At 71.9% G+C, this 23,741-nt stretch carries 21 protein-coding genes; 14 read left to right on the forward strand and 7 right to left on the reverse strand.

Annotation, left to right across the window (positions count from 1 at the left end):
• Positions 1–5: 5 nt before the first annotated feature.
• Positions 6–911 carry a ribonuclease Z gene (locus tag ACFWZH_RS07965; protein ID WP_384426874.1) on the forward strand — a complete coding sequence of 302 codons (906 nt, stop codon included), beginning with the start codon at positions 6–8 and terminating at the stop codon, positions 909–911.
• Positions 912–980: 69 nt separating this feature from the next.
• Here ACFWZH_RS07965 and ACFWZH_RS07970 read toward each other — a convergent pair whose 3' ends face one another.
• Positions 981–1,796, reverse strand: a complete 816-nt coding sequence (locus ACFWZH_RS07970) for an HAD family acid phosphatase (RefSeq protein WP_384426876.1) — start codon at positions 1,794–1,796, stop codon at positions 981–983.
• A gap of 252 nt (positions 1,797–2,048) precedes the next feature.
• Between ACFWZH_RS07970 and ACFWZH_RS07975 the strand changes: the two genes are divergently transcribed.
• From ACFWZH_RS07975 to ACFWZH_RS07985, 3 genes are all read left to right on the forward strand, one after another.
• Positions 2,049–3,446, forward strand: a complete 1,398-nt coding sequence (locus tag ACFWZH_RS07975) for an enolase C-terminal domain-like protein (RefSeq protein ID WP_384426878.1) — start codon at positions 2,049–2,051, stop codon at positions 3,444–3,446.
• A gap of 146 nt (positions 3,447–3,592) precedes the next feature.
• Positions 3,593–4,678, forward strand: a complete 1,086-nt coding sequence (locus ACFWZH_RS07980) for an S-(hydroxymethyl)mycothiol dehydrogenase (RefSeq protein ID WP_384426880.1) — start codon at positions 3,593–3,595, stop codon at positions 4,676–4,678.
• The gene (locus tag ACFWZH_RS07985) at positions 4,678–5,307 is read left to right on the forward strand and encodes an MBL fold metallo-hydrolase (protein WP_384426882.1); all 630 of its coding nucleotides are present in this window, start codon (positions 4,678–4,680) and stop codon (positions 5,305–5,307) included. The genes ACFWZH_RS07980 and ACFWZH_RS07985 overlap by 1 nt, the downstream gene beginning before the upstream one ends.
• 83 nt (positions 5,308–5,390) lie before the next feature.
• On the opposite strand, the gene ACFWZH_RS07990 is transcribed toward ACFWZH_RS07985, so the two are convergent.
• Positions 5,391–6,728 (reverse strand): 6-phospho-beta-glucosidase, encoded by a 1,338-nt coding sequence (locus tag ACFWZH_RS07990; protein ID WP_384426884.1) that lies wholly within the window; start codon positions 6,726–6,728, stop codon positions 5,391–5,393.
• A 66-nt stretch (positions 6,729–6,794) separates the two neighbouring features.
• On the opposite strand from ACFWZH_RS07990, the gene ACFWZH_RS07995 reads away from it, so the two are divergent.
• From ACFWZH_RS07995 to ACFWZH_RS08010, 4 genes are all read left to right on the forward strand, one after another.
• Complete coding sequence (locus ACFWZH_RS07995; protein WP_384426885.1) at positions 6,795–7,940, forward strand: carbohydrate kinase family protein; 1,146 nt, start codon at positions 6,795–6,797, stop codon at positions 7,938–7,940.
• Positions 7,941–8,114: 174 nt separating this feature from the next.
• Positions 8,115–9,119: a PhoH family protein gene (locus ACFWZH_RS08000; RefSeq protein ID WP_384426887.1), complete on the forward strand. Its 1,005-nt coding sequence runs from the start codon at positions 8,115–8,117 to the stop codon at positions 9,117–9,119.
• 43 nt (positions 9,120–9,162) lie between these two features.
• Entirely contained in the window at positions 9,163–9,660 is a 498-nt protein-coding gene (gene ybeY, locus ACFWZH_RS08005) for an rRNA maturation RNase YbeY (RefSeq protein WP_128506079.1), read from the forward strand.
• A 10-nt stretch (positions 9,661–9,670) separates the two neighbouring features.
• Complete coding sequence (locus tag ACFWZH_RS08010) at positions 9,671–10,996, forward strand: hemolysin family protein (RefSeq protein WP_384426890.1); 1,326 nt, start codon at positions 9,671–9,673, stop codon at positions 10,994–10,996.
• Positions 10,997–11,274: 278 nt separating this feature from the next.
• On the opposite strand, the gene ACFWZH_RS08015 is transcribed toward ACFWZH_RS08010, so the two are convergent.
• Positions 11,275–12,777 carry an MFS transporter gene (locus ACFWZH_RS08015; RefSeq protein WP_384426892.1) on the reverse strand — a complete coding sequence of 501 codons (1,503 nt, stop codon included), beginning with the start codon at positions 12,775–12,777 and terminating at the stop codon, positions 11,275–11,277.
• A gap of 153 nt (positions 12,778–12,930) precedes the next feature.
• On the opposite strand from ACFWZH_RS08015, the gene ACFWZH_RS08020 reads away from it, so the two are divergent.
• The 3 genes from ACFWZH_RS08020 to era all read left to right on the forward strand — a co-directional run bounded on the left by ACFWZH_RS08020 (position 12,931) and on the right by era (position 15,236).
• A complete protein-coding gene (locus ACFWZH_RS08020; protein WP_384427320.1) occupies positions 12,931–13,758 on the forward strand; it encodes a helix-turn-helix transcriptional regulator in 828 nt (275 codons plus the stop codon).
• Positions 13,759–13,801: 43 nt separating this feature from the next.
• Positions 13,802–14,158 carry a cytidine deaminase gene (locus tag ACFWZH_RS08025; protein ID WP_384426894.1) on the forward strand — a complete coding sequence of 119 codons (357 nt, stop codon included), beginning with the start codon at positions 13,802–13,804 and terminating at the stop codon, positions 14,156–14,158.
• Positions 14,159–14,297: 139 nt separating this feature from the next.
• A complete protein-coding gene (era, locus tag ACFWZH_RS08030) occupies positions 14,298–15,236 on the forward strand; it encodes a GTPase Era (protein WP_384426895.1) in 939 nt (312 codons plus the stop codon).
• Between the two features lie 32 nt (positions 15,237–15,268).
• Here the strand turns inward: era and ACFWZH_RS08035 are convergent, their stop codons facing one another.
• The 4 genes from ACFWZH_RS08035 to ACFWZH_RS08050 all read right to left on the reverse strand — a co-directional run bounded on the left by ACFWZH_RS08035 (position 15,269) and on the right by ACFWZH_RS08050 (position 19,496).
• Positions 15,269–16,519 carry an MFS transporter gene (locus ACFWZH_RS08035; protein WP_384426897.1) on the reverse strand — a complete coding sequence of 417 codons (1,251 nt, stop codon included), beginning with the start codon at positions 16,517–16,519 and terminating at the stop codon, positions 15,269–15,271.
• Positions 16,516–17,910, reverse strand: coding sequence for a GH1 family beta-glucosidase (locus tag ACFWZH_RS08040; protein WP_384426899.1), 1,395 nt, complete (start codon positions 17,908–17,910; stop codon positions 16,516–16,518). Before ACFWZH_RS08040 ends, ACFWZH_RS08035 begins: the two co-directional genes overlap by 4 nt.
• A 112-nt stretch (positions 17,911–18,022) precedes the next feature.
• A complete protein-coding gene (locus tag ACFWZH_RS08045) occupies positions 18,023–18,289 on the reverse strand; it encodes a protealysin inhibitor emfourin (RefSeq protein ID WP_384426901.1) in 267 nt (88 codons plus the stop codon).
• A gap of 121 nt (positions 18,290–18,410) precedes the next feature.
• Positions 18,411–19,496, reverse strand: a complete 1,086-nt coding sequence (locus ACFWZH_RS08050; RefSeq protein WP_384426903.1) for a M4 family metallopeptidase — start codon at positions 19,494–19,496, stop codon at positions 18,411–18,413.
• A gap of 334 nt (positions 19,497–19,830) precedes the next feature.
• Here ACFWZH_RS08050 and leuA point away from each other — a divergent pair, with 334 nt between their 5' ends.
• From leuA to ACFWZH_RS08065, 3 genes are all read left to right on the forward strand, one after another.
• Positions 19,831–21,609 (forward strand): 2-isopropylmalate synthase, encoded by a 1,779-nt coding sequence (gene leuA / locus ACFWZH_RS08055; RefSeq protein ID WP_384426905.1) that lies wholly within the window; start codon positions 19,831–19,833, stop codon positions 21,607–21,609.
• Between the two features lie 186 nt (positions 21,610–21,795).
• Positions 21,796–22,836, forward strand: coding sequence for an SGNH/GDSL hydrolase family protein (locus ACFWZH_RS08060; RefSeq protein WP_384426907.1), 1,041 nt, complete (start codon positions 21,796–21,798; stop codon positions 22,834–22,836).
• 172 nt (positions 22,837–23,008) lie between these two features.
• The gene (locus tag ACFWZH_RS08065) at positions 23,009–23,716 is read left to right on the forward strand and encodes a TerB family tellurite resistance protein (protein ID WP_384427322.1); all 708 of its coding nucleotides are present in this window, start codon (positions 23,009–23,011) and stop codon (positions 23,714–23,716) included.
• The last annotated feature ends 25 nt before the right edge of the window (positions 23,717–23,741 follow it).

Here is a 23,741-nt window from a genome sequence, read left to right on the forward strand (position 1 = left end):
CGACCGTGTCCGTACGCGAACTGGTCGTCCTCGGTACCGCGAGCCAGGTCCCCACGCGGCACCGCAACCACAACGGCTATCTCCTGCGCTGGGACGGCCAGGGGCTGCTCTTCGACCCCGGTGAGGGCACCCAGCGCCAGATGCTGCGCGCCGGGGTCGCCGCCCACGACCTCAACCGGATCTGTGTCACGCACTTCCACGGTGACCACTCGCTCGGCCTGGCGGGGGTGATCCAGCGGATCAATCTGGACCGGGTGCCGCACCCGATCACCGCCCACTACCCGGCCAGCGGGGAGCGCTTCTTCGACCGGCTGCGCTATGCCACCGCGTACCGGGAGACGGTCCGGCTGGTCCAGCGGCCGGTCGTCGAGGACGGTGAGCTGGACCGCTCGAAGTCGTATCTGCTGGAGGCGCGCAAGCTCTCGCACCCCGTGGAGTCCTACGGCTACCGCCTGGTGGAGCCGGACTCCCGCCGGATGCTGCCGGAGCGGCTGGCGGAGCACGGCATCACCGGGCCGGACGTCGGACGTCTGCAGCGGCTGGGCGAGCTGAACGGCGTCACCGTCGAGGAGGTCAGCGAACTTCGCCCCGGCCAGCGGTTCGCGTTCGTGATGGACACCCGGCTGTGCCCGGGGGTCCATGCGCTCGCCGAGGGCGTGGACATGCTCGTCATCGAGTCGACGTTCCTGGACGAGGACGTCCAACTGGCCGTGGACCACGGCCATCTGACCGCCGGGCAGGCCGCCGAGGTGGCCGCGCGGGCGGGCGTACGGCATCTGGTCCTGACGCACTTCTCGCAGCGGTACTCCGACCCCGAGGAGTTCGAGCGGCAGGCTCGGGCGGCCGGCTATACGGGCGAACTGACCATTGCCAGGGACCTGATGCGGGTGCCGTTGCCCAAGCGGCCCTAGGCGCCCGGTGGCCGCCTGCCGTGAGGCGGGACACCGGGCGCCCCGCCTCACGGCAGGCGGCGCATCGCCTTACGGCAGGTAGTACATCGGGTTCGGCAGCTTGAACGTCCGGTCGCCGGCGCCGCCGCTCAGGTCGCTGTACTGGTCCCCGAAGTTGGCGACGATGTTGTAGCCGAGGGACTCGATGTGCTTGCGGGTGCCCGACTTGTACTCGATGGTGGTGCAGGTGGCGCCGCAGGGCAGGTAGGCCGGCGGGTTCTCCTTGTTCTTCAGGTAGACGTGGGTGCGGTCCAGCGCCACGTCGTAGCCGACGTTCTTGAGGTTGCGCACGCTCCAGTCGCGCTGCGACTCCTTGCGGCCGGTGATGAAGAAGACCTCGGCGCCCTTGTCGTGCGCCCAGTTCACCAGGCGGTCCATGCCGAAGACCGGGTCCATGTCGGTGGTCTCCAGGTACTTGTCCTGGCTGGCCGGGGTGTAGTTGAAGCCGACCTGGAGCTCGTAGTTGTACGTGAGCAGGGTGGTGTCGTCCATGTCCAGGACGATGGCGGGCTTGGCGCGCCCGTCGCCCTTGGAGTGCTTGGCCAGGGCCTTGGTCAGGTAGGCGCGGGCCTTGGCCTCGATGCCGCGGACCTGGCGGGCGTAGTTGCTCTTCGGGGAGGCGTAGTGCTCGCCGTCGGCCGTCACCGTGTCGCCGTAGTACGCCTTGATCTTGTCCTGGACCTGCGTGAGGTTCGGGATCTCCTTGTCGGTGCGCGGCACGGAGTGTTCGGCGGTGGCCTGGCCTATGCCGAAGACCGCGGTGCCGGTGACGAGGGCGGCGACCGTCGTGGCGCCGAGGCGGGCGCGACGGGAGAGGGCGGGACGGAAGCGATCGAAACGGCGCATGCGCGGCTCCTTCAGGGGGGTGAGTGGTCACCGGTAGGTCTAACAGAGCCTTAAATGCCTATCTACGCGCGAAGATTCAATGATTGGCAAAGGCTCGGTCGGGTGGGTGGGTACGCCCAAGGGGACGCGCGGCCGTGGGTATTGACGGCCGGGATGTCCGATCCCTAGCCTCCGACTCCATCCATGGATGTCATCTACATACAGGAACGGTAGGGGTGTCGGTCGCGACGCCCCGGCCCGTAGGAGCCCCGGATGACCGACGCCAAGGACGCCCTCGCCATCGCCGAGGTCCGCCTCACCCCGATCCTGGTGGCCGATCCGCCGCTGCTGAACACCCAGGGCGTGCACCAGCCCTACACCCCCCGACTGATCATCGAGCTGACCACAAAAGGCGGTGCGACCGGCCTCGGTGAGACCTACGGGGACACCAAGTACCTCGATCTGGCCCAGCCGTTGGCGACCGCGCTGATCGGCCGATCGGTCACGGACCTGAACACTCTGCCCGCACTCGCCGCCGAGGTGTGCGGGGACTCTTCCCCAAGCTCTCCACTACGTCCGAGCAGGGGAGACCCCAACGCCGCGCAGCCCGCCGACGCGGTCGACGCCGGCGGGCTGCGCGGCGTCCAGACCGCCGGCAAGCTGCGGCTCTCGGTCCTCTCCGGCTTCGAGGTCGCCTGCCTCGACGCCTGGGGCAGGGCCGCCGGCCTGCCCGTCCACGCCCTGCTCGGCGGCAAGGTCCGCGACCGCGTGGAGTACAGCGCCTACCTCTTCTACCGGTGGGCGCAGCACCCGGGCGGCCGCGGGGAGCGCGACGACTGGGGCGCGGCGCTCGACCCGGCCGGCGTCGTCGCGCAGGCCCGCCGGTTCGCCGACACCTACGGCTTCACGTCCTTCAAGCTCAAGGGCGGGGTCTTCCCACCCGCGCAGGAGGTGGCGGCGATCAGGGCGCTGGCGGCCGCGTTCCCCGGGCGGCCGCTGCGGCTGGACCCCAACGGCGCCTGGAGCGTGGCGACGTCGCTGCGGGTCGCCGACGAACTGCACGACGTCCTGGAGTACCTGGAGGACCCCGCGAGCGGCACGGACCGTATGGCGCGGGTGGCGGCCGGACTGCGCGGAGCGGGGCGGGCCGCCGGGGGACCGGACGGGAGCGGGCGGCGGGCGGGACCGCCGCTGGCCACGAACATGTGCGTGACGACCTTCGACGAGATCGCCGCGGCCTTCACCCGGGGCGCCGTCCAGATCGTGCTCTGCGACCACCACTACTGGGGCGGACTGCGCCGCACCCGCGAACTCGCCGCCGTCTGCCGTGCCTTCGGCGTCGGTCTGTCCATGCACTCCAACACCCACCTGGGCATCAGCCTCGCCGCGATGACCCAGGTCGCGGCGACCATGCCGGATCTCGCCCACGCCTGCGACACCCACTACCCCTGGCAGACCGAGGACGTCCTGACCGAGCGGCTCACCTTCCACGGCGGCCGGGTGGACGTCGGCGACGCCCCCGGCCTCGGCGTCACCCTCGACCGCGACCGGCTCGCCGCGCTGCACCGCCGCTGGCTCGCCGACGACGGCGGCCTGCGCGACCGCGACGACGCCGCCGCCATGCGGCGCGCCGATCCCGACTGGACCGCCCCCGCCGTCCCGCGCTGGTGACCTCCGTGCGCGCGCTCCCGGCCCGAGATCACGGACCCGGCCGTGGTCCTGCGCACGGTAGCCCCGCACGCGTACGGTGAGGCACGGCTCAGTGGCAGTGTGCGCCACAGTGGTCCCGTATGTGATCTTTGAAAGGGGCTGTTCCGATGGCACAGGAAGTGCGCGGCGTGATTGCGCCGGGGAAGAACGAACCGGTCCGGCTGGAGACGATCCTGGTGCCGGATCCGGGTCCCGGCGAGGCCGTGGTGAAGGTCCAGGCGTGCGGGGTGTGCCACACCGATCTGCACTACAAGCAGGGCGGCATCAACGACGAGTTCCCGTTCCTGCTCGGGCACGAGGCGTCCGGAGTGGTGGAGTCGGTCGGCCCCGGTGTCACCGACGTCGCGCCGGGCGACTTCGTCGTCCTCAACTGGCGGGCGGTGTGCGGGGCGTGCCGGGCCTGTCTGCGCGGCCGCCCCCAGTACTGCTTCGACACCCACAACGCCCGCCAGAAGATGACGCTGAAGGACGGGACCGAGCTGAGCCCTGCCCTCGGCATCGGGGCCTTCGCCGACAAGACGCTGGTCGCCGCCGGACAGTGCACCAAGGTCGACCCGGAGGTGTCGCCCGCGGTGGCCGGTCTGCTGGGCTGCGGGGTGATGGCGGGCATCGGCGCCGCCATCAACACCGGCGGGGTCGGGCGCGGTGACTCGGTCGCCGTCATCGGCTGCGGCGGAGTGGGCGACGCCGCCGTGGTCGGCGCGCGGCTGGCCGGGGCGGCCAGGATCGTCGCGGTGGACATCGACGACCGCAAGCTGGCGACCGCGCGCACCATGGGCGCCACACACACCGTCAACTCCCGTACCACCGACCCCGTCGAGGCGATCCGCGAGCTGACCGGCGGCTTCGGCGCGGACGTCGTCATCGACGCGGTCGGCCGGCCGGAGACCTACCGGCAGGCGTTCTACGCCCGCGACCTGGCCGGGACCGTCGTCCTGGTGGGCGTCCCCACCCCGGAGACGACCCTGGAGCTGCCCCTGCTGGACGTCTTCGGCCGCGGTGGCGCCCTCAAGTCCTCCTGGTACGGCGACTGCCTGCCCTCACGCGACTTCCCGATGCTGATCGACCTGCACCAGCAGGGCCGGATCGACCTCGGCGCCTTCGTCACCGAGACCATCGGCATCGACGAGGTCGAGCGGGCCTTCGAGCGGATGGCCGCCGGCGACGTGCTGCGTTCGGTGGTGACGCTCTGATGACGGCCCGCGTCGACCACCTGGTCACCTCCGGAACCTTCTCGCTCGACGGCGGCACCTGGGACGTCGACAACAACGTCTGGATCGTCGGCGACGACGACGAGGCGATCGTCATCGACGCCGCCCATGACGCCGGGGCCATCCTGGCGGCGCTCGGCGGCCGGACGCTGCGCGCGATCATCTGCACCCACGCGCACAACGACCACATCGACGCCGCCCCCGCGCTGGCGAACCGCACCGGCGCCCGGATCCATCTGCACCCCGCCGACCTGCCGCTGTGGCAGCAGACCCACCCGGACACCGCGCCGGACACGGAACTGGCGGACGGACAGGTCCTGACCATCGCCGGTACGGACCTGCACGTGCTGCACACCCCGGGCCACGCACCCGGCGCGGTCTGCCTCTACGCGCCCGACCTGCGCACGGTCTTCACCGGCGACACCCTCTTCCAGGGCGGCCCCGGCGCCACCGGCCGGTCCTTCTCGGACTTCCCGACGATCGTCGACTCGATCCGGGACCGGCTGCTGACCCTGCCACCGGAGACGGCGGTACGCACCGGCCACGGCGACCCGACCACGATCGGTGCCGAGGCCCCGCACCTGGACGAGTGGATCAAGCGCGGGCATTAGGGGGTGGGCGAACACATCCCTTAGGGGGCGGGCGGGCCCCTTGCGGGCCTCAACGGGGTGGGGGCGGGTGGCATTCCCGGGGGTCACGCCCCGGTGGCCGCCCGCCGCAGAATGCGGGCGGCCACCGCGGGGGAGTCCACCAGCGGATGCAGCGCCAGCGCCCGTAGCGCCGCGCCGGCGTCCTTGCCCACCGCGGCCTGGACCGTCGCCCGCTCCACCGCCTTGACCTGCAGCATCAGTCCCAACTGGTCCTCCCGCAGCGGCGCGCAGGGCAGCGGGCGGGCGCCGCGGGCGGTCACCTCGCACACCGTCTCCACGATCGCGTCCGGCGCCAGCTGCGGCACCGTCGTGCCGTTGCGGACGTTGAGGATCAGCCGGGTCCCGCTGTCGCCCACGATGGCGTGCATCAGGGCCAGCGCCACCCGGTCGTAGCCACCGCCCTCCAGGTCGTGGCTGTCGCGCTGCCAGCCGCCGCTGGCCTCCCGGCTGTGCGCCATGTACGTCTCCTCGCGCTCCAGCCGCGTCCGCTCCCACAGCGCGTACACCGCCTCCGGGCCGCCGGCCGCGGCGGCCCGCTCGAAGAAGCCGCCCTGCTGCTGGTCGAGGAACTCGCCGCGGGTCTCGGGGGTGTCCCGTACCGAGGCGAGGGTCTCGCGGCGGAAGTAGTAGTAGTGCAGGTACTCGTTGGGGAGCGCGCCCAGGGTGCGCAGCCAGTCCGGGCCGAAGAGCCGGCCCTCCTCGAAGGAGCCCAGCGCCCTGTCGTCGGCGAGCAGCCCCGGCAGCAGCTCCTTGCCCTGAAGCGTCAACGACCGCAGCCAGCCCAGGTGGTTGAGCCCCACGTAGTCGTAGCCGACGTCGCCGTGCTCGAAGGCCGCCGGGTCCGCCCCGGCCGCCCGGGCCGCCCGGCGCACCAGCCCCACGGGTGAATCGCAGATCCCGATGACGCGGTCGCCGAGCACCTGGGACATCGCCTCGGTGACCATGCCCGCGGGGTTGGTGAAGTTGATGACCCAGGCGTCCGGGGCGAGCGCCGCGACCCGTTCGGCGATGTGCAGCGCCACCGGGATCGTCCGCAGGCCGTACAGGACGCCGCCCGCGCCGACCGTCTCCTGGCCGAGCACCCCCTCGGACAGCGGGATCCGCTCGTCGCGGATCCGGCCGGCGGTACCGCCCACCCGTATCGCGGAGAAGACGAAGTCGGCGCCGGCCAGCGCGTCGTCCAGCCCCGTCGCGACCCGTACGGGCACCGGCGCCCGGTGCCCCTGTGCCAGCCGCGTCAACACCTCGGCGATCACCGCCACCCGGCGGGTGTCGGTGTCCTGCAGCACCACTTCGGAGACGGATCCCGTCGCGTCGGCCAGCAGCGCGCGGTAGACCAGCGGCACCCGGAAACCGCCGCCGCCGAGAATCGTGAGCCTCATGAGGCGGAACGTACCGCAGCATCAGGCACACTGGCGGCACGTGCTGATATGAGAGGGGCGTGCACGGTGAGCAGCCGACGCGATGTCCATCCGCCCGCGGGCCCGGCCGAAGTGCCACCGGCCCTCGATCCGCTGGCCGAGGTGCGCGCCGAGGGCGATCCGCACACCGACGTCTACCTCACCGGCACGGTCTTCTTGGACATCGTCTTCACCGGCCTGGATTCCGCGCCGGTGCGCGGCACCGAGTCCTGGGCCCGCGGGATGGGCTCCAGCCCCGGCGGCGTCGCCAACATGGCCACCGCGCTGGCCCGGCTGGGGCTGCGCACGTCCCTCGCCGCGGCCTTCGGCGACGACAAGTACGGCGAGTACTGCTGGGAGGCGCTCGAACAGGGCGAGGGCATCGACCTGGCGCTGTCGCGCACGGTCCCCGGCTGGCACTCCCCGGTGACGGTCTCCATGGCGTACGAGGGCGAGCGCACGATGGTCTCGCACGGCCATGAGGCCCCGCCGCCCGACTTCGCCTTCGACGGCAAGCACGCGCCGGGCTGCCCGCCGCCGTCCCGCGCCTGCGTCGCCTCGCTCGTACCGGGCCGCCGGGAGGGCTGGCTGGGCTGCGCGGCGGGCCGCGGCAGCCGCATCTTCGCGGACGTGGGCTGGGACGACAGCGGCCGCTGGGACCCGGCCGACCTCGCCGACCTCGAACACTGCGAGGCGTTCCTGCCCAACGCGGAGGAGGCGATGCGCTACACCCGTACGGACTGCCCGCGCGCGGCCGCCCGCAAGCTCGCCGACCTGGTGCCGCTCGCGGTCGTCACGCTGGGGTCGGAGGGGGCGTACGCGGTGGACGGGCGGACCGGCGAGAGCGCCGAGGTGCCCGCGATCGCGGTGGAGGCGCTGGACCCCACCGGCGCCGGCGACGTCTTCGTCGCGGGATTCGTCACCGGCACCCTGGCCGACTGGCCGCTCGCCGACCGGCTGGCCTTCGCGGGGCTGAGCGCCGCGCTGTCGGTGCAGGAGTTCGGCGGTTCGCTCTCCGCGCCGGGCTGGGCGGAGATCGCGGCCTGGTGGCGGCAGGTGCGGGCCTACGAGACCGGCACAGCGGGCGCGCTGCGCCGCCAGTACGCCTTCCTCGACGAGGTGCTGCCCGCGGCCTACCGGCCCGCTCCGCTGGCCCGTGCCGTCCCCACGATCGGCTTCCGCCGCCCGGCCTGAGCTGCGCCGACGGCGGGCCCGCGGCCTTCGCCGGTCGGAGCGGCCGGGAAAAGCCCTCGGGCTTGTCAGTGCCCCGTCGTACTCTTGTAGCGCAAGGAGTCAGTGCAGGCAGGCACCTCTGAGGGCTCCTCCGATGAGCAAAGGATGGGGGTTGAGCAGGCCTCGAGCCGCCCTATGACCCAGACACCCACGCAACCGCAGGCGTCCGCCCAGTTCACCGTCCCGGCCAAGCACCCGATGGTCACGGTCCTGGGGTCCGGAGACTCGCTACTGCGCGTGATCGAGAAGTCCTTCCCGGCGACCGACATCCATGTCAGGGGCAACGAAGTCAGCGCTGTCGGCGACGCCCGGGAAGTCGCCCTCATCCAGCGCCTTTTCGACGAGATGATGCTGGTGCTCCGCACCGGACAACCGATGACGGAGGACGCGGTGGAACGCTCGATCGCCATGCTGCGCGCGGCGGAGGACGGCGGGGGCGCGGTGAGCGAGACGCCCGCCGAGGTGCTCACCCAGAACATCCTCTCCAACCGCGGGCGCACGATCCGGCCCAAGACCCTCAACCAGAAGCGCTACGTCGACGCCATCGACAAGCACACCGTCGTCTTCGGCATCGGCCCGGCCGGCACCGGCAAGACGTATCTGGCCATGGCCAAGGCCGTCCAGGCGCTGCAGGCCAAGCAGGTCAACCGCATCATCCTGACCCGCCCCGCGGTCGAGGCCGGCGAGCGGCTGGGCTTCCTGCCCGGCACCCTCTACGAGAAGATCGACCCGTATCTGCGGCCGCTCTACGACGCGCTGCACGACATGCTCGACCCCGACTCCATCCCGCGCCTGATGGCCGCGGGCACGATCGAGGTCGCGCCGCTGGCGTACATGCGCGGCCGGACGCTCAACGACGCGTTCATCATCCTCGACGAGGCGCAGAACACGAACCCCGAGCAGATGAAGATGTTCCTCACCCGCCTCGGGTTCGACTCCAAGATCGTCATCACCGGCGATGTCACCCAGGTCGACCTTCCGGGCGGTACGAAGAGCGGTCTGCGCCAGGTCCGGGAGATCCTGGACGGCGTCGACGACGTGCACTTCTCCCTGCTCACCAGCCAGGATGTGGTCCGCCACAAGCTGGTCGGCCGTATCGTCGACGCCTACGAGAAGTACGACAGCCGCAACGGCCAGTGAGCCGGACGCACCGAGCGAACGAGAAGTGAGAAGCAACGCCCCCATGTCCATCGACGTCAACAACGAGTCCGGTACGGACATCGACGAGCAGGCCATCCTGGACGTCGCCCGCTACGCCGTCGCCCGGATGCGTATCCACCCGCTCTCCGAGCTGTCCGTCATCGTGGTGGACGCCGAGGCCATGGAGCAGCTCCACATCCAGTGGATGGACCTGCCGGGCCCGACCGATGTCATGTCCTTCCCGATGGACGAGCTGCGTCCGCCGGCCAAGGACGACGAGGAGCCCCCGCAGGGGCTCCTCGGTGACATCGTGCTGTGCCCGGAGGTCGCCAAGAAGCAGGGCGAGGAGGCGCCGACCGGGCACAGCATGGACGAGGAGCTCCAGCTGCTGACCGTCCACGGCGTGCTCCACCTCCTCGGCTACGACCACGAGGAGCCGGACGAGAAGGCCGAGATGTTCGGCCTGCAGGCGGCGATCATCGACGGCTGGCGTGCCGAGCGGGGCCTGACCGGCCCGTCGCCCGCCCCCACCGTCACCTGACGGTGCCGCGATGACCACCCAGCTGATCGCGGTCGCGGTCCTGCTCGTCGTGATCGCCTGGCTCGCCGCCTGCGCGGAGGCGGGCCTGGCCCGTACCACCAGCTTCCGCGCCGAGGAGGCGGTCCGCTCCGGGCGCCGCGGCAGCACCAAGCTGGCCGCGGTGGCCGCCGATCCCACCCGCTACCTCAATGTCGCGCTGCTGGTGCGGGTCGGCTGCGAGATGGCCGCCGGTGTCCTGGTCACCTACGCCTGCCTGCGCTCCTTCGACGAGACCTGGGAGGCGCTGACCGTCGCCATCGGCGTGATGGTGCTGGTCTCCTACGTCGCGGTCGGCGTCTCGCCGCGGACGATCGGCCGCCAGCATCCGCTGAACACCGCCACGGCCGCCGCGTACGTCCTGCTGCCGCTGGCCCGCGTCATGGGCCCCATCCCGCAGCTGCTGATCCTCATCGGCAACGCCCTGACCCCCGGCAAGGGCTTCCGCAAGGGCCCGTTCGCCTCCGAGGCGGAGCTGCGCTCCCTGGTCGACCTCGCCGAGAAGGAGTCGCTGATCGAGGACGAGGAGCGCCGGATGGTGCACTCGGTCTTCCAGCTCGGCGACACCCTCGTCCGCGAGGTGATGGTGCCGCGTACGGACCTGGTCGCCGTCGAGCGCTTCAAGACCATCCGCCAGGCGCTGACCCTCGCCCTGCGCTCGGGCTTCTCCCGGATCCCGGTGACCGGCGAGAACGAGGACGACATCGTCGGCGTGGTCTACCTCAAGGACCTCGCCCGGAAGGTCCACATCAGCCGCGACGCCGAGACCGAGCTGGTCTCGACGGCCATGCGGCCCGCCGTCTTCGTCCCCGACACCAAGAACGCCGGTGATCTGCTGCGCGAAATGCAGCAGGACCGCAATCACGTCGCGGTGGTCATCGACGAATACGGCGGCACCGCCGGAATCGTGACCATCGAGGACATCCTCGAGGAGATCGTCGGCGAGATCACCGATGAATACGACCGCGAATTGCCGCCGGTCGAGGATCTCGGTGACGGCCGCTATCGCGTCACCGCCCGCCTGGACATCGGCGACCTCGGTGAGCTCTACGGCCTGCCCGAGCTGGACGACGAGGACGTGGAGACCGTCGGCGGACTGCTCGCCAAGCTCCTGGGCCGGGTCCCGATCGCCGGCGCCACCGCTGAGGTGGACCTCTCCGGTGCGGACGCCGATGCGGGGCTGACCGCGCTCCGGCTGACGGCCGAGTCGCCGGCCGGCCGCCGCAACAAGATCATCACGGTGGTCTGCGAGCCGGTCCGCGCCAAGGTCGCCGGCGAGGCCGGGGAACTCTCCGGGTAATCCCCGGAGAATTCGGGAGCGTTCTCCGCCGTCGATGTGCAGAAATTTGCACACGGCGCATAGGTGCAGAAAATTGCACCTGGGCACTTATCTCCAGTGCACCAGAAATGTTCTGCAAGTCATCGCCGAGGGGGCTGGATTCTTCCCCGCGTGCCATGGAAGGATCTTCGAGTGGCCGTCGTAATGCGGCCGCCATGCGTGAGAGAAATCGTCTGAGAAATCTTGCAGCGCAGGTTGCCCCGGCTACGGGGGTACCGGGGCAACCACCTTCTTCCTCCTCAGCCGCGGCGGGCCGTCCGCGCCGTCCGCAGTCCGGCCGCCACCAGCAGGGCGACCACGGCCACCAGCGCCGCGTCCAGGCCCAGCCCCAGCTCGATACCGCCGAGGGTGGCGTCCGCGAGGCCGCCGCCCCCGTCCCGCAGCGCGGCGATACGGGCCGAGGCCACCGCGCTCAGCAGCGGAATGCCCACGGTCAGGCCCAGCTGCTGGGAACTGGTGACCAGGCCGGTCGCCAGGCCCTGCCCGGTGTCCGGGACACCGGAGGTGGCGGTCACGCCGTAGGAGACGATCGCCCACAGGTGGCCCAGGCTGGCGAGGGTCACCCCGACGAGGGCCAGCCACAGGCCGCTCGCGGTGCCCAGGCCCAGCAGCGCGGCGGTGAAACCGGCCTGCAGCAGCAGTCCGGTCAGCAGTGTGCGTCGGGCGCCGAGCCGGCCGATGACCCTGGGCGCGAGGACCCCGGCGACCGCCGAGACCGCGCCCTGCACACCGAAGACCAGGCCGGTCCGGAACGCGGACAGCCGCAGCACCTCCTGCAGGTAGAGGGTGAGCAGGAAGATGACGGCGCTCATCATCGCGAAGGTCGTCAGACCCGCCAGATTGCCCCAGGCGACCGTACGGCGGCGCAGCATCGGCAGCGACACCAGCGGCTGTTCGGCCCGCGACTCCACGATCACGAAGGCGGTCAGCAGCGCCACCCCCGCCACCAGCGTCACGATCACGTCCGGGCGGCCGAAGCCCCGCTGGGCGGCGGTGGACAGGGCGTAGATCAGCGACAGCAGTCCGCCGGTGACGGTGACCGCCCCGGGCACGTCGATCCGCGGCCGCGAAGGGTGCCGGGACTCGGGCAGCAGCGCCGGCGCCGCGGCCAGTACCGCCACCCCGGCCAGCGACAGCAGGCCCATCGTGGAGCGCCAGCCGAGCACGTCCGTCATCATCCCGCCCAGCACCATGCCGATGGTGAAGCCCGTCGACATCAGCGTCCCGCTGATGCCCAGCGCGCGTTCGCGCTGCGGCCCCTCGGCGAAGGTGGTGGTCAAAAGCGACATCCCGGTGGGCACGATGATCGCCGCACCCAGGCCCTGGAGCGCCCGCCCGCCGAGGAAGGCCGCCGGGGACCACGCCAGCGCGGCCAGCACCGAGGCCGCGGTGAACAGCGCGAGCCCGGTCAGGAACAGCCTGCGCCGCCCGAAGAGATCGGCGATCCGGCCGAACAGCAGCAGAAAGCCGCCCGAGGGCAGCGCGAACGCGGTCACCGCCCACTGCAGATCGGCCTGCCCCATGCCCAGGTCCTTGCCGAGCACGGGCAGCGCCACGTTCAGGATGGAGAAGTCCAGCGCGATGACGAACTGCGCGGCGCACAGCAGGAGCAGGACCAGCCGGTCGCGCGGCGTCAGCCGCGCGCCGGCGTCGGCGGCGGCGCGGTCGACGGGCCGGGCGGGGTCGGCCGGCGCGCCCGCCGGCCGGGTATCGGGTGCGAGGGAGGTGTCGGTTGTCGGCATACGACGAGCCTGTGGGCCCGGAACACGCGGTGGGGAGCGGGAACTTATCGTGGTGTCCGCACCACCAGCCACGCAGACAGGGGGAGAAACGTGGCCCCGAACACCGCCGCCCACGACACCTCGCGCCGACGCCAGGAGCTGCGCGACTTCCTGATGAGCCGCCGCGCCCGGGTCACCCCGGCCGAGGCGGGCCTGCCCGACGGCGGCCGCCGCCGCACACCAGGACTGCGCCGCGAGGAGGTCGCCGTCCTCGCCGGGGTCGGCGCGTCCTGGTACCAGTGGCTGGAGCAGGGCCGCGACATCACCGTCTCGCCGCAGGTGCTGGACGCGGTCGCCCGGGTGCTGCGGCTCAACGGCGCCGAACGGCGGCATCTGTACGTACTGGCCGGGCTGAACCCGCCGCTGCGGCAGGACGCCGAGGAGCCGGGCATGACGGATGTCTGCGCGGGCCTGCAGCGGCTGATCGACGCCTGGATGCCGTTCCCGGCGCACATCATGGACCCGTACTGGAACACCATCGCCTACAACGAGGCGGCGCACCTGGTCATGGGGCACGGCCGCCCCGGCGTCTCCCCCAACTGCCTGATCGCCTTCTTCACCGACCCCGTGTACCGCGCACGGGCCGCCAGCTGGGAGGCGAACGCCCCGCTGGTCGTCGCGCAGTACCGCGCCGCGTGCTCGGCGCGCCCCGGCGACGAGGGCTTCGACGAGATCGTCCGCGAGGCCTCCGCGCTCAGTGCGGATTTCTGCGAGCTGTGGGCGCGCGGCGATGTGCAGGACGGTGGCCAGCTCCACAAGGAGATGGACCATCCGCTGGTCGGCGCCCTGCGGTTCGAGACCACCCAGCTGCGGATCCCGGTCCGGCCGGACCTGAACATCGTGCTGCACAACGCGTGCCCGGAGACCGACACCGCGACGAAGCTTCAGTGGATGACCTCGCCTGAGGGCCGGCGGGGAGGGATGTACTCGGTGGCGGGGTGATCCCCGTACGGCCGCCGGGGCGGCGACGCATATGCTCGCCCGTATGACCGAAGCCGCACCGCTGGACCCCGAAGACCGCAAGATCATTACGCTCGCGCGTTCGGCACGGGCGCGCAACGGCGTGCCCGAGGGCGCCGCCGTGCGTGACGAGACCGGCCGCACGTACGTCGCCGGCACCGTCGCCCTGGACTCGCTCAAGCTCAGCGCGCTGCAGACCGCCGTCGCGATGGCCGTCGCCAGCGGGGCGACGTCCCTGGAGGCCGCGGCCGTGGTCACCGACGCCGAGGGCGCCGCCGACGCGGACCGTGCGGCCGTACGGGACCTCGGCGGCCCCGCGACGCCCGTCCTGGTCGCCGGCCCCGACGGCACCCTGCGCGCCGCGGTCCCGGCGGGCGAGTAGCACGTACCCGGCCGCGGGACGCGCGGGAGCGGACCCGCACGAGGGACCCCCGCATCCGCCGTGTGCCGCGGCCCCACACCGCACTGATCATCGCCCGGCGTGGTCGGAGCGGCGCCGTGGATCGGGGAGAATGGGCGCCATGAGCGTTCGTACAGACTCCTCCGCCCCGCACCGCGCCGGCTTCGCCTGCTTCGTCGGCCGCCCCAACGCGGGCAAGTCCACCCTCACGAACGCTCTCGTCGGGACGAAGGTGGCGATCACCTCCAACCGCCCGCAGACCACCCGCCACACGGTGCGCGGCATCGTGCACCGTCCCGAGGCCCAGCTGGTCCTCGTCGACACACCGGGTCTGCACAAGCCGCGCACGCTGCTCGGCGAGCGCCTCAACGACGTCGTCCGCACCACCTGGTCCGAGGTCGACGTGATCGGCTTCTGTCTGCCCGCCGACCAGAAGATCGGCCCCGGCGACCGCTATATCGCCGGTGAGCTGGCCGACATCAAGAAGACCCCCAAGGTCGCCATCGTCACCAAGACCGACCTGGTCGACTCCAAGGCGCTGGCCGCCCAGCTGATCGCGATCGACCAGCTCGGCAAGGAGCTGGGCATCGAGTGGGCCGAGATCATCCCGGTCTCGGCGGTGGGCGACACCCAGGTCTCCCTCCTCGCCGACCTCCTCGTCCCGCTGCTCCCGGAGGGCCCCGCGCTCTACCCGGAGGGCGACCTCACCGACGAGCCCGAGCAGGTCATGGTCGCCGAACTGATCCGCGAGGCCGCCCTGGAGGGCGTACGCGACGAGCTGCCGCACTCGATCGCGGTGGTCGTCGAGGAGATGCTGCCGCGCGCGGACCGCCCCGCCGACAAGCCCCTGCTCGACATCCACGCCAACGTCTACATCGAGCGCCCCAGCCAGAAGGGCATCATCATCGGCCCCAAGGGCAAGCGCCTGAAGGAGGTCGGCACCAAGTCCCGCAAGCACATCGAGGCGCTGCTGGGCACGCCGGTCTTCCTCGATCTGCACGTCAAGGTGGCCAAGGACTGGCAGCGCGACCCCAAGCAGCTGCGCAAGCTCGGCTTCTGAAAGGCCCCTGGGACAGGCCCCTGGGACAGGCCCTACGCCACGCCCCGGATCCGCCGCACCAGCAGCGCCCCCACCAGCCCGATCGCCGCCGCCACGCCGTACAGCGCCCGGTAGCCGCCGAGGTGGCCGACGATCGGCGCGGCCAGGGCCGGGGCGGCCACCTGCGGCAGCGAGTTGGCGATGTTGATGATGCCGAGGTCCTTGCCGCGGTGCGCGGCGGCCGGCAGCACCTCGGTCATCAGCGCGAGGTCGACGGAGGTGAAGACGCCGAATCCCAGGCCCAGCAGCGCCGCGGCGCACACCGCCCCCGGCCACGTCTGCCACACGGCCAGCAGCCCGGTGGCCACCGTCATGATCACCCCGGCCCACAGTACGAACGGCTGCCGCCGCCCCGCCCGGTCCGACCAGATCCCGCCCACCACGACCGTGGCCAGCAGGGTGACGCCGTTGACGGCGGTCAGCACCAGCACCCCGCCGCCCGGGTCCGGCCGCCGCAGCACATCCCGCAGGTAGTACAGCAGGTACAGCAGCGCCAGCGAGTTCCCGAGGTTGACCAGGAACCGGGTCAGCCAGGCCCAGCCCAGGTCGGGATGGCGGCGCGGGCTGATCCAGAACCCGCCGAGGAACGCCCGCCAGGTCAGCGCCGGCCGCCGCGCCGCCGGCAGCACCGGATCCCGGTGCAGCAGCACGTACGGCAGCGTCCCCAGCACCGCGAACCCGGCGCAGGCCAGATAGCCGCCGACCACCCCGCCGCCGGCCGTCGCCAGCCCCGTCCCGGCCACCACGCCCAGAATCTGCGCGGCCCCCAGCCAGCCGCCCACCGCCCCCCGCTGCCGGTGCGGCACCCGGTCGGGCACCGCGGCGGTGATCGCCGCGAACGCCGCGTTCAAGGTGAGCTGCACCAGGCACCATCCCACCGCCATCCCCGGCACGCTCCGGGCCCCCGCCAGCAGCACCAGGGCCCCGGCCCCGCCCGCGACCCCGGCGACGATCCACGGCGTCCGCCGCCCGAACCGCGACGTCGTACGGTCCGACAGCGCCCCGAACAGCGGGTTGGCGACCATCGAGACGGCGGCCCCGGCCCCCGCCACCCACGCCAGCACCGACTCCTTGGCGGTGCCCGCCGGCGCCAGCTCGGCCGCCTGCCACGCGAGCAGGATCTGCAGCGGCCCGTACCATCCGACCCAGATGGCCCCGTTCGCCAGCGACAGCGACGCGGTCCAGCCGCGCCCCACCCGCCGCGACGGCTCCGCGAGCGCCCCCGAAGCCGCCGGCGGACTCATCCCCGGTCCTGCCGGGCCTGCTCCCGCAGCACCTCCCGCAACCAGTGGTACGACGCCTTGGGCGTGCGCGTCAGCGTCTCGTAGTCGACGTGCACCAGCCCGAACCGCCGCGCGTACCCCTCCGCCCACTCGAAGTTGTCCAGCAGCGACCACACGAAGTACCCCCGGACGTCGACCCCGGCCGCCATGGCCGCGTGCAGCGCCCGCAGGTGCCCGTCCAGGAAGGCGATCCGCTCGCCGTCCTCGACCCCTTCGTACGAGCAGCCGTTCTCGGTGATGACGACGGGCGGCAGCCGGTCGCCGTACCGTTCCCGGAAGGTCACCAGCAGCTCGGTCAGCGCCTCCGGGACCACCGGCCAGCCGAAGTCGGTCCGGGGGTAGCCCTCGATCTGCCGGGGCGCGAAGGGGAGTTCGGCCGGTATCTCGATCCCGGCGAAGTCGGCCGGCTCGCCGCCGCCCGCTTCCCGTGGGGCGCCCACCGAGGTCGGCTGGTAGTAGTTGATCCCGTACCAGTCCAGCGGCTGCGCGATGACCTTCAGGTCCTCGGCGACCGGACCCGGCAGCATCCCCGCCAGGTCCCACTCCTCATCCGGATAGCGCCCCAGCAGCAGGGGCTCCGCGAAGAGCCGGTTGAGCAGCAGGTCGTAGAGTTCCGCGGCCGAGGTGTCCGCCTCGTCCCGGGAGGCCGCCCAGGTCGGACCGTGCGAGTTGGCGATGCCGATGCCGCCCGCTCCCCGGGCCCGCAGCGCCTGTACGGCCAGGCCGTGCCCCAGCAACTGGTGGTGCGCCGCCGGCAGCGCCTCGAACAGCAGCCGCCGCCCCGGCGCGTGCTGTCCCAGCCCGTAGCCCAGCAGCGTCAGCTCGGCGGGCTCGTTGAGCGTGATCCACCGCGCCACCCGGTCCCCGAGCCGCGCCGCCACCGCGTCCGCATACGCCGCGAAGTGCTCGGCCGTCTCCCGTACGAGCCAGCCGCCGCGCTCCTCCAGGGCCTGCGGGGTGTCCCAGTGGAACAGCGTCGGCACCGGCGCGACGCCCGCCGCCAGCAGCTCGTCCACCAGCCGGTCGTAGAAGTCCAGCCCGGCCGCGTTGACCGCGCCGTCGCCGTCCGGCACCACCCGCGGCCACGCCACCGAGAACCGGTACGCGCCGACCCCGAGCCCGCGGAGCAGCGCCACGTCCTCGCGGTAGCGGTGGTAGTGGTCGGTGGCCACCCGCGCGTGGGACCCGTCCTTGATGCGTCCGGCCTGCGCCGCGAACACGTCCCAGGACGAGGGCCCCCGCCCCTCTTCCGCCACCGCGCCCTCGATCTGCGCGGCGGAGGTCGACACCCCCCACACGAAGTCCCGGGGGAAGCGCGGCAGCGAGGCGGACGAGACCGGCACCGTAGTCATGGCCGGATCTTCCTTACCGCCGGTAACAGTGTCAAGGGGGCGGCGGGGACGGGCAGTTGGGGCGGCAGGGGGCTACGGTTCCGGCCACGGCGCCGCCCGCGGCGACGCGCCCCTACGCCCCTTCCTTCATCACCCGCGTGATCAACGTCCGCTGTTCGGCCGTGAGGCGGGGGTCGGAGCAGTACACGGTGTTGCCGTCGACGGTGATCTGGTAGCTGAAGCCGTCGGGGACCCCGACGGGGGGCTCGGTGTGGGCGGTGGCCACGGCCCGTTCGGCGAGGGTCTGCCAGTCGGCCGCGTCGGGGCGGTCCGCGGTGTTGATCTCGGCACGGCGGTCGACGCCCGCGAAGCCGCCGGTGCGGTGGACATGAATGCGCATAACGGAATCCTCCGACGTCGTCGGACGCCTTGCGAGGGGGCTCCTACCCCCTGGGGCCACGGTAATCGCGGGCGGGGCGGGAGCGCCTGTCGGACGCCCCCGCCCCGCCCGCGTCCCGCGCCTACGCGGTGGGGACGCCGACCGTGTTCCAGGCCTCCTGTACGGCCTTGAGCTCCTTGCCCTCGCCGAAGCGGGCGCGGGCGGCCGCGACGGTGAGCGCCGCGAAGTCGGCGAACCGGGCGTTCCTGGCGAGCTCGCCGCCGGTCAGCACGTCGTACCAGACCTGGCCCGCACGCTCCCAGGCGTTGCCGCCGAGAGCGGTGGCGACCAGGTAGAAGGCGTGGTTGGGGATGCCGGAGTTGATGTGTACACCGCCGTTGTCGTCGGCGGTGTCGACATAGCCGTCCATCGTGGCGGGCTGGGGGTCCTTGCCGAGGACGTCGTCGTCGTACGCCGTCCCGGGGGCCTTCATGGAGCGCAGGGCCGTACCTTTGTCGACACCCGGGCCGAGCAGGTCGGCGCCGATCAGCCAGTCGGCCTGGTCGGCGGTCTGGCCGAGGGCGTACTGCTTGATCAGGGCGCCGAAGACATCGGAGACGGACTCGTTGAGGGCACCGGGCTGGCCCTGGTAGTCGAGGTTGGCGGTGTACTGGGTGACGCCGTGGGTCAGCTCGTGGCCGATCACGTCGACGGGGATGGTGAAGTCCACGAAGAGGTCGTTGTCGCCGTCGCCGAAGACCATCCGCTCGCCGTCCCAGAAGGCGTTGTTGTACTTCTCGCCGTAGTGGACGGTGGCGTCGAGCGGCAGGCCGGCGCCGTCGATGGACTTGCGGCCGTAGATCTTGAGGTAGAGCTCGAAGGTGGCGCCGAGGCCGGCGTGGGCGCGGTTGACCGAGGCGTCCTGGGAGGGGCCGTCGGACTCCGCGTGCACCTTGGTGCCGGGCAGGTCCTCGCGGTGCTGCGCGTCGTAGACGGTGCGGTTCGGCTTGTCCGCGGCCTCGCCGGGCTGGCCGGGGGTCAGGCCGCGGGCGGCCAGCTCGCGGCGCTGGGTGCGGCGCAGGTGGTCGTGCTCCAGGGTCCGGCGGGCGGGCTCGTGCCGGGCCGGGTCGTCCGACTGGGCCAGGTTGTCGAGGATGTGCGGCGGGATGATCGTGCAGAAGACGGGGGTGGAGGTGGCGGCCTTCTTGCTCGTCTTGTTGAGGTCCATGAACAAACGGTGGCACTGTGTAGTGCGGGTGTCACTGGGCGCGGTCGAGATTCCTGAATATGTGTGGTTCGTCGCATTTAGGCCGTAACGCCCGACCCGGTCCCGCATACTGATACGCACCCGCCACTCAGGGCGTACCTCAGCTAGGGTGCTGTGCATCATGCGTTTCGGGCTGCTTCTCCTTAGCTGCCGCGGCGAGGGCCTGTAGTCGTAGGCCGACCCCCTCCCCGCGGAGTTCGGTGTTGCGATCTTTCGCCCCGTCGGCCTCCCCCAAGCTCTTAAGGAGCAGGGGGGACCCCCATCCTCAGCGGACATAAGAGGAGCCCCACGCATCATGACGAACCCGTCGAGCCCCGCAGCCAACGCCGTCGGCCGCCGAACTCCGGTCACCAACGCCACGCGACTGCAGCGCCCCTCCGGGATGCCGATCCACAAATACGGCCCCTACGAAGCCGTCGACATCCCCGACCGCACCTGGCCGGACAACCGCATCACCGCCGCGCCCCGCTGGCTGTCGACCGACCTGCGCGACGGCAACCAGGCCCTGATCGACCCGATGTCGCCGGCCCGTAAGCGCGCGATGTTCGACCTGCTGGTGCGCATGGGCTACAAGGAGATCGAGGTCGGCTTCCCGTCCTCCGGCGAGACCGACTTCGCGTTCGTACGCTCCATCATCGAAGAGGGCGCCATCCCGGAGGACGTCACCATCTCCGTGCTGACGCAGGCCCGCGAGGAGCTGATCGAGCGGACCGTGGAGTCGCTGCGCGGTGCCCACCGCGCCACCGTCCACCTGTACAACGCGACCGCCCCGACCTTCCGCCGGGTCGTCTTCCGCGGCTCGAAGGAGCAGGTCAAGCAGATCGCGGTGGACGGCACGCGGCTGGTGATGGAGTACGCCGACAAGCTGCTGGGCGACGAGACGGTCTTCGGCTACCAGTACTCGCCGGAGATCTTCACCGACACCGAGCTGGACTTCGCGCTGGAGGTCTGCGAGGGCGTCATGGACGTCTGGCAGCCGGAGGAGGGGCGCGAGATCATCCTCAACCTGCCCGCCACCGTGGAGCGTTCCACGCCGTCGACGCACGCCGACCGCTTCGAGTGGATGTCGCGCAACCTCTCCCGCCGCCAGCACATCTGCCTGTCCGTGCACCCGCACAACGACCGCGGTACGGCCGTGGCCGCCGCCGAGCTGGCGATCATGGCGGGCGCCGACCGCATCGAGGGCTGCCTGTTCGGCCAGGGCGAGCGCACCGGCAACGTCGACCTGGTGACGCTGGGCATGAACCTGTTCTCCCAGGGCGTCGACCCGCAGATCGACTTCTCGCAGATCGACGAGATCCGCCGCACCAGCGAGTACTGCAACCAGATGGAGGTCCACCCGCGCCACCCCTACGCGGGCGACCTGGTCTACACCGCCTTCTCCGGCTCCCACCAGGACGCCATCAAGAAGGGCTTCGACGCCATGGAGGCCGAGGCGGCCGCCGCCGGCAAGACCGTGGACGACATCGAGTGGGCGGTGCCGTACCTGCCCATCGACCCCAAGGACGTCGGCCGCTCCTACGAGGCCGTCATCCGCGTCAACTCCCAGTCCGGCAAGGGCGGTATCGCCTACGTCCTGAAGAACGACCACAAGCTGGACCTGCCGCGCCGGATGCAGATCGAGTTCTCCCGGATCATCCAGGAGAAGACCGACGCCGAGGGCGGCGAGGTCACCCCGGCCGCCATCTGGTCCGTGTTCCAGGACGAGTACCTGCCCAACCCCGACAACCCGTGGGGCCGCATCCAGGTCAAGAACGGCCAGAGCACCACCGACCGCGACGGCGTCGACGCGCTCACCGTCGAGGCGGTCGTCGACGGCCGGGACACCGTCCTGACGGGCTCCGGCAACGGTCCGATCTCCGCGTTCTTCGACGCCCTGCAGGGCATCGGCGTCGACGTACGCCTGCTGGACTACCAGGAGCACACCATGAGCGAGGGCGCCTCCGCGCAGGCCGCCTCGTACATCGAGTGCGCGATCGGCGACAAGGTGCTGTGGGGCATCGGCATCGACCCGAACACCACCCGCGCCTCGCTGAAGGCGGTCGTCTCCGCGGTCAACCGCGCGGGTCGCTGACCCGGACGCAGGTCATCCCCGGCGCCCCCGTGGCTCACGCCGAGCCACGGGGGCGCCGTCGTGCGCCCGGGCCACCTGAAGGTGGGGTTTGAGAATCCACCCCAGTTACCCAGCGTAGTCTCCCCGGTACGTTCGGTGGCGCGCGCTCGTCGGACCGGCCGCGGCGCGGACAGCAAGGACGTGCACATGAGCCGATCACGCATGCCCGTCGTCGCCCGGCTGGCCCTGGCCGGGGCCGCCGCCCTCGCGGTGGTGGGCTCCTCCCTCACCCCGGCCTCCGGGGCGCCGGCCGCCGCGGCCGACCCTCCCACCTACGTCGCGCTGGGCGACTCCTACAGCGCGGGTTCGTTCGTTCGCCCCTGGGACGACAGCGACGGCTGCGGGCGCTCCTACCGCAACTACCCCCATCAGGTCGCCGAACGGCTCGGCTACGAGCTGACCGACGTCACCTGCGGGGCGGCCGAGGTCGTCGAGGGGATCCTGGAGCCCCAGCCCTCCGAGAAGGTCCTCGGCCCGCCGACGACCCCGCCACCGGGCGGCTGGGACGCCAAGGCCCCGCAGATCGACGCACTGTCCCACGACACCGACTACGTCACCGTCAGCATCGGCGGCAACTCCCTCGGCTTCGGGCCCATCCTGACCAAGTGCCTGGAACTGGGCGCCTTCGCGCCGGTGTGGAAGCCCACGCCCTGCACCGACTACTACACCGACGGCGGTGGCGGGGCGGACTGGCTGGACGGACAGTTCGCCCGGCTCGACGCCGACTTCGACCGGATGATGACGAAGATCCGTGCGGCCGCGCCGCATGCGAAGATCGCCGTCGTCGGCTATCAGGCCGTCGTCGCCGACCCCTCCGGCTGCAGGTACGGGCACTGGAACCAGCTCGGCACCATCAGAAAGGGCGACATGCCCTGGGTGGACGAGCTCGAACGCGACCTCAACGGCCTGCTGAAGAAGCAGGCGGACAACCACGGCACGGCCTACGTCGACACCTACGGCACCAGCACGGGCCATGGCGTGTGCGAGAGCGGCGACGCGAAGTGGATGTACGGGATCAAGGACAACCTCACGGGCGACGGTGACCAGACCGACCCGCCCGCGGGCCCGTGCCGCCAGATCCCCGGCACCGGTGAGAGCTGCACCCTCGTCCACCCCAACGCCCGTGGCCTGGACAACCAGGCGCGCGAGGTGACCGAGGCGCTCCGGGAGCCGTCCTCGAGAAGCTGACGCGGCCCCCGGCTCCGCGCCGCGTCAAGGGGCTCCGCCCGTCTCCCCCGGAAGGGCGGAGCCCACCCCCTCCCGCCAGTTGTCCGATACGAGGTGCTGACGCCGCATCAATGATGTGGCTAACATCACGTCCAATAGGCGACGGGGCCGCAGCGGCATGGAGGCTGGCGTGATGCACAAGATGTGTGTGATGGGCGTGCGCACGTCCTGGCGTACCGTCGCCGACGGCGAGTTCTTCTGCCCGGACTGCGGCGGGGACCGCAACTACCTGCGCCGGACCGGTCAGCGCCGCCTGACCGTCCTGGGCGTTCCGGTGCTCTCCCGCGGCGCCACCGGCCCCGTCCTGGAGTGCTCCGCCTGCCACGGCCACTTCGGCCTGGACGCCCTGGACCACCCCACCACCGTCCGGTTCTCCGCGATGCTCCGCGACGCCGTCCACACCATCACCCTCGCCCTGCTGGCCGCCGGCGGTACGTCCTCCCGCGCCGTGCGGGCCACCGCCGTCGACACGGTCCGCGCGGCCGGCTTCGCGGACTGCTCCGAGGACCAGCTGCTCACCCTCCTCGCCGCCCTCGCCGCCGACACCGGCCTGCCCCCGAGATCCTCGGCCGCGCTCACCGCGGGCCACTGCGGCCACCACGGCCTCGACCCCTGCGGCACCGCGCTGGCCATAGAGCTCCATGAGTCCCTGGAGCCGCTCGCCCCGCACCTCGCCCGCGCCGGCCGCGAGTCGCTGCTGCTGCAAGGCGCCCGGATCGCCCTCGCCGACGGCTCCTACACCCCCGCCGAACGCGAGGCGCTCACCACGGTCGGCAGCGCGCTGATGCTCCGGCCGGGCGATACCCACCGCCTGCTGGCGGCCGCCCGTACGCCCTCCTGAGGGCCGTTCGTACGCCGTCCCGACC

The organism is Streptomyces sp. NPDC059008 (genome assembly GCF_042749045.1).
Lineage (GTDB): Bacteria > Actinomycetota > Actinomycetes > Streptomycetales > Streptomycetaceae > Streptomyces.

Excerpts from the sequence above, each read along its gene's own strand:
- ACFWZH_RS07970 (WP_384426876.1), bottom strand. The coding sequence starts at position 1,796 with ATGCGCCGTTTCGATCGCTTCCGTCCCGCCCTCTCCCGTCGCGCCCGC.
- ACFWZH_RS07975 (WP_384426878.1), top strand. The coding sequence starts at position 2,049 with ATGACCGACGCCAAGGACGCCCTCGCCATCGCCGAGGTCCGCCTCACC.
- ACFWZH_RS07980 (WP_384426880.1), top strand. The coding sequence starts at position 3,593 with ATGGCACAGGAAGTGCGCGGCGTGATTGCGCCGGGGAAGAACGAACCG.
- ACFWZH_RS07985 (WP_384426882.1), top strand. The coding sequence starts at position 4,678 with ATGACGGCCCGCGTCGACCACCTGGTCACCTCCGGAACCTTCTCGCTC.
- ACFWZH_RS07990 (WP_384426884.1), bottom strand. The coding sequence starts at position 6,728 with ATGAGGCTCACGATTCTCGGCGGCGGCGGTTTCCGGGTGCCGCTGGTC.
- ACFWZH_RS08000 (WP_384426887.1), top strand. The coding sequence starts at position 8,115 with ATGACCCAGACACCCACGCAACCGCAGGCGTCCGCCCAGTTCACCGTC.
- ybeY (WP_128506079.1), top strand. The coding sequence starts at position 9,163 with ATGTCCATCGACGTCAACAACGAGTCCGGTACGGACATCGACGAGCAG.
- ACFWZH_RS08010 (WP_384426890.1), top strand. The coding sequence starts at position 9,671 with ATGACCACCCAGCTGATCGCGGTCGCGGTCCTGCTCGTCGTGATCGCC.
- ACFWZH_RS08015 (WP_384426892.1), bottom strand. The coding sequence starts at position 12,777 with ATGCCGACAACCGACACCTCCCTCGCACCCGATACCCGGCCGGCGGGC.
- ACFWZH_RS08020 (WP_384427320.1), top strand. The coding sequence starts at position 12,931 with ATGAGCCGCCGCGCCCGGGTCACCCCGGCCGAGGCGGGCCTGCCCGAC.
- ACFWZH_RS08025 (WP_384426894.1), top strand. The coding sequence starts at position 13,802 with ATGACCGAAGCCGCACCGCTGGACCCCGAAGACCGCAAGATCATTACG.
- era (WP_384426895.1), top strand. The coding sequence starts at position 14,298 with ATGAGCGTTCGTACAGACTCCTCCGCCCCGCACCGCGCCGGCTTCGCC.
- ACFWZH_RS08035 (WP_384426897.1), bottom strand. The coding sequence starts at position 16,519 with ATGAGTCCGCCGGCGGCTTCGGGGGCGCTCGCGGAGCCGTCGCGGCGG.
- ACFWZH_RS08040 (WP_384426899.1), bottom strand. The coding sequence starts at position 17,910 with ATGACTACGGTGCCGGTCTCGTCCGCCTCGCTGCCGCGCTTCCCCCGG.
- ACFWZH_RS08045 (WP_384426901.1), bottom strand. The coding sequence starts at position 18,289 with ATGCGCATTCATGTCCACCGCACCGGCGGCTTCGCGGGCGTCGACCGC.
- ACFWZH_RS08050 (WP_384426903.1), bottom strand. The coding sequence starts at position 19,496 with ATGGACCTCAACAAGACGAGCAAGAAGGCCGCCACCTCCACCCCCGTC.
- leuA (WP_384426905.1), top strand. The coding sequence starts at position 19,831 with ATGACGAACCCGTCGAGCCCCGCAGCCAACGCCGTCGGCCGCCGAACT.
- ACFWZH_RS08060 (WP_384426907.1), top strand. The coding sequence starts at position 21,796 with ATGAGCCGATCACGCATGCCCGTCGTCGCCCGGCTGGCCCTGGCCGGG.
- ACFWZH_RS08065 (WP_384427322.1), top strand. The coding sequence starts at position 23,009 with ATGCACAAGATGTGTGTGATGGGCGTGCGCACGTCCTGGCGTACCGTC.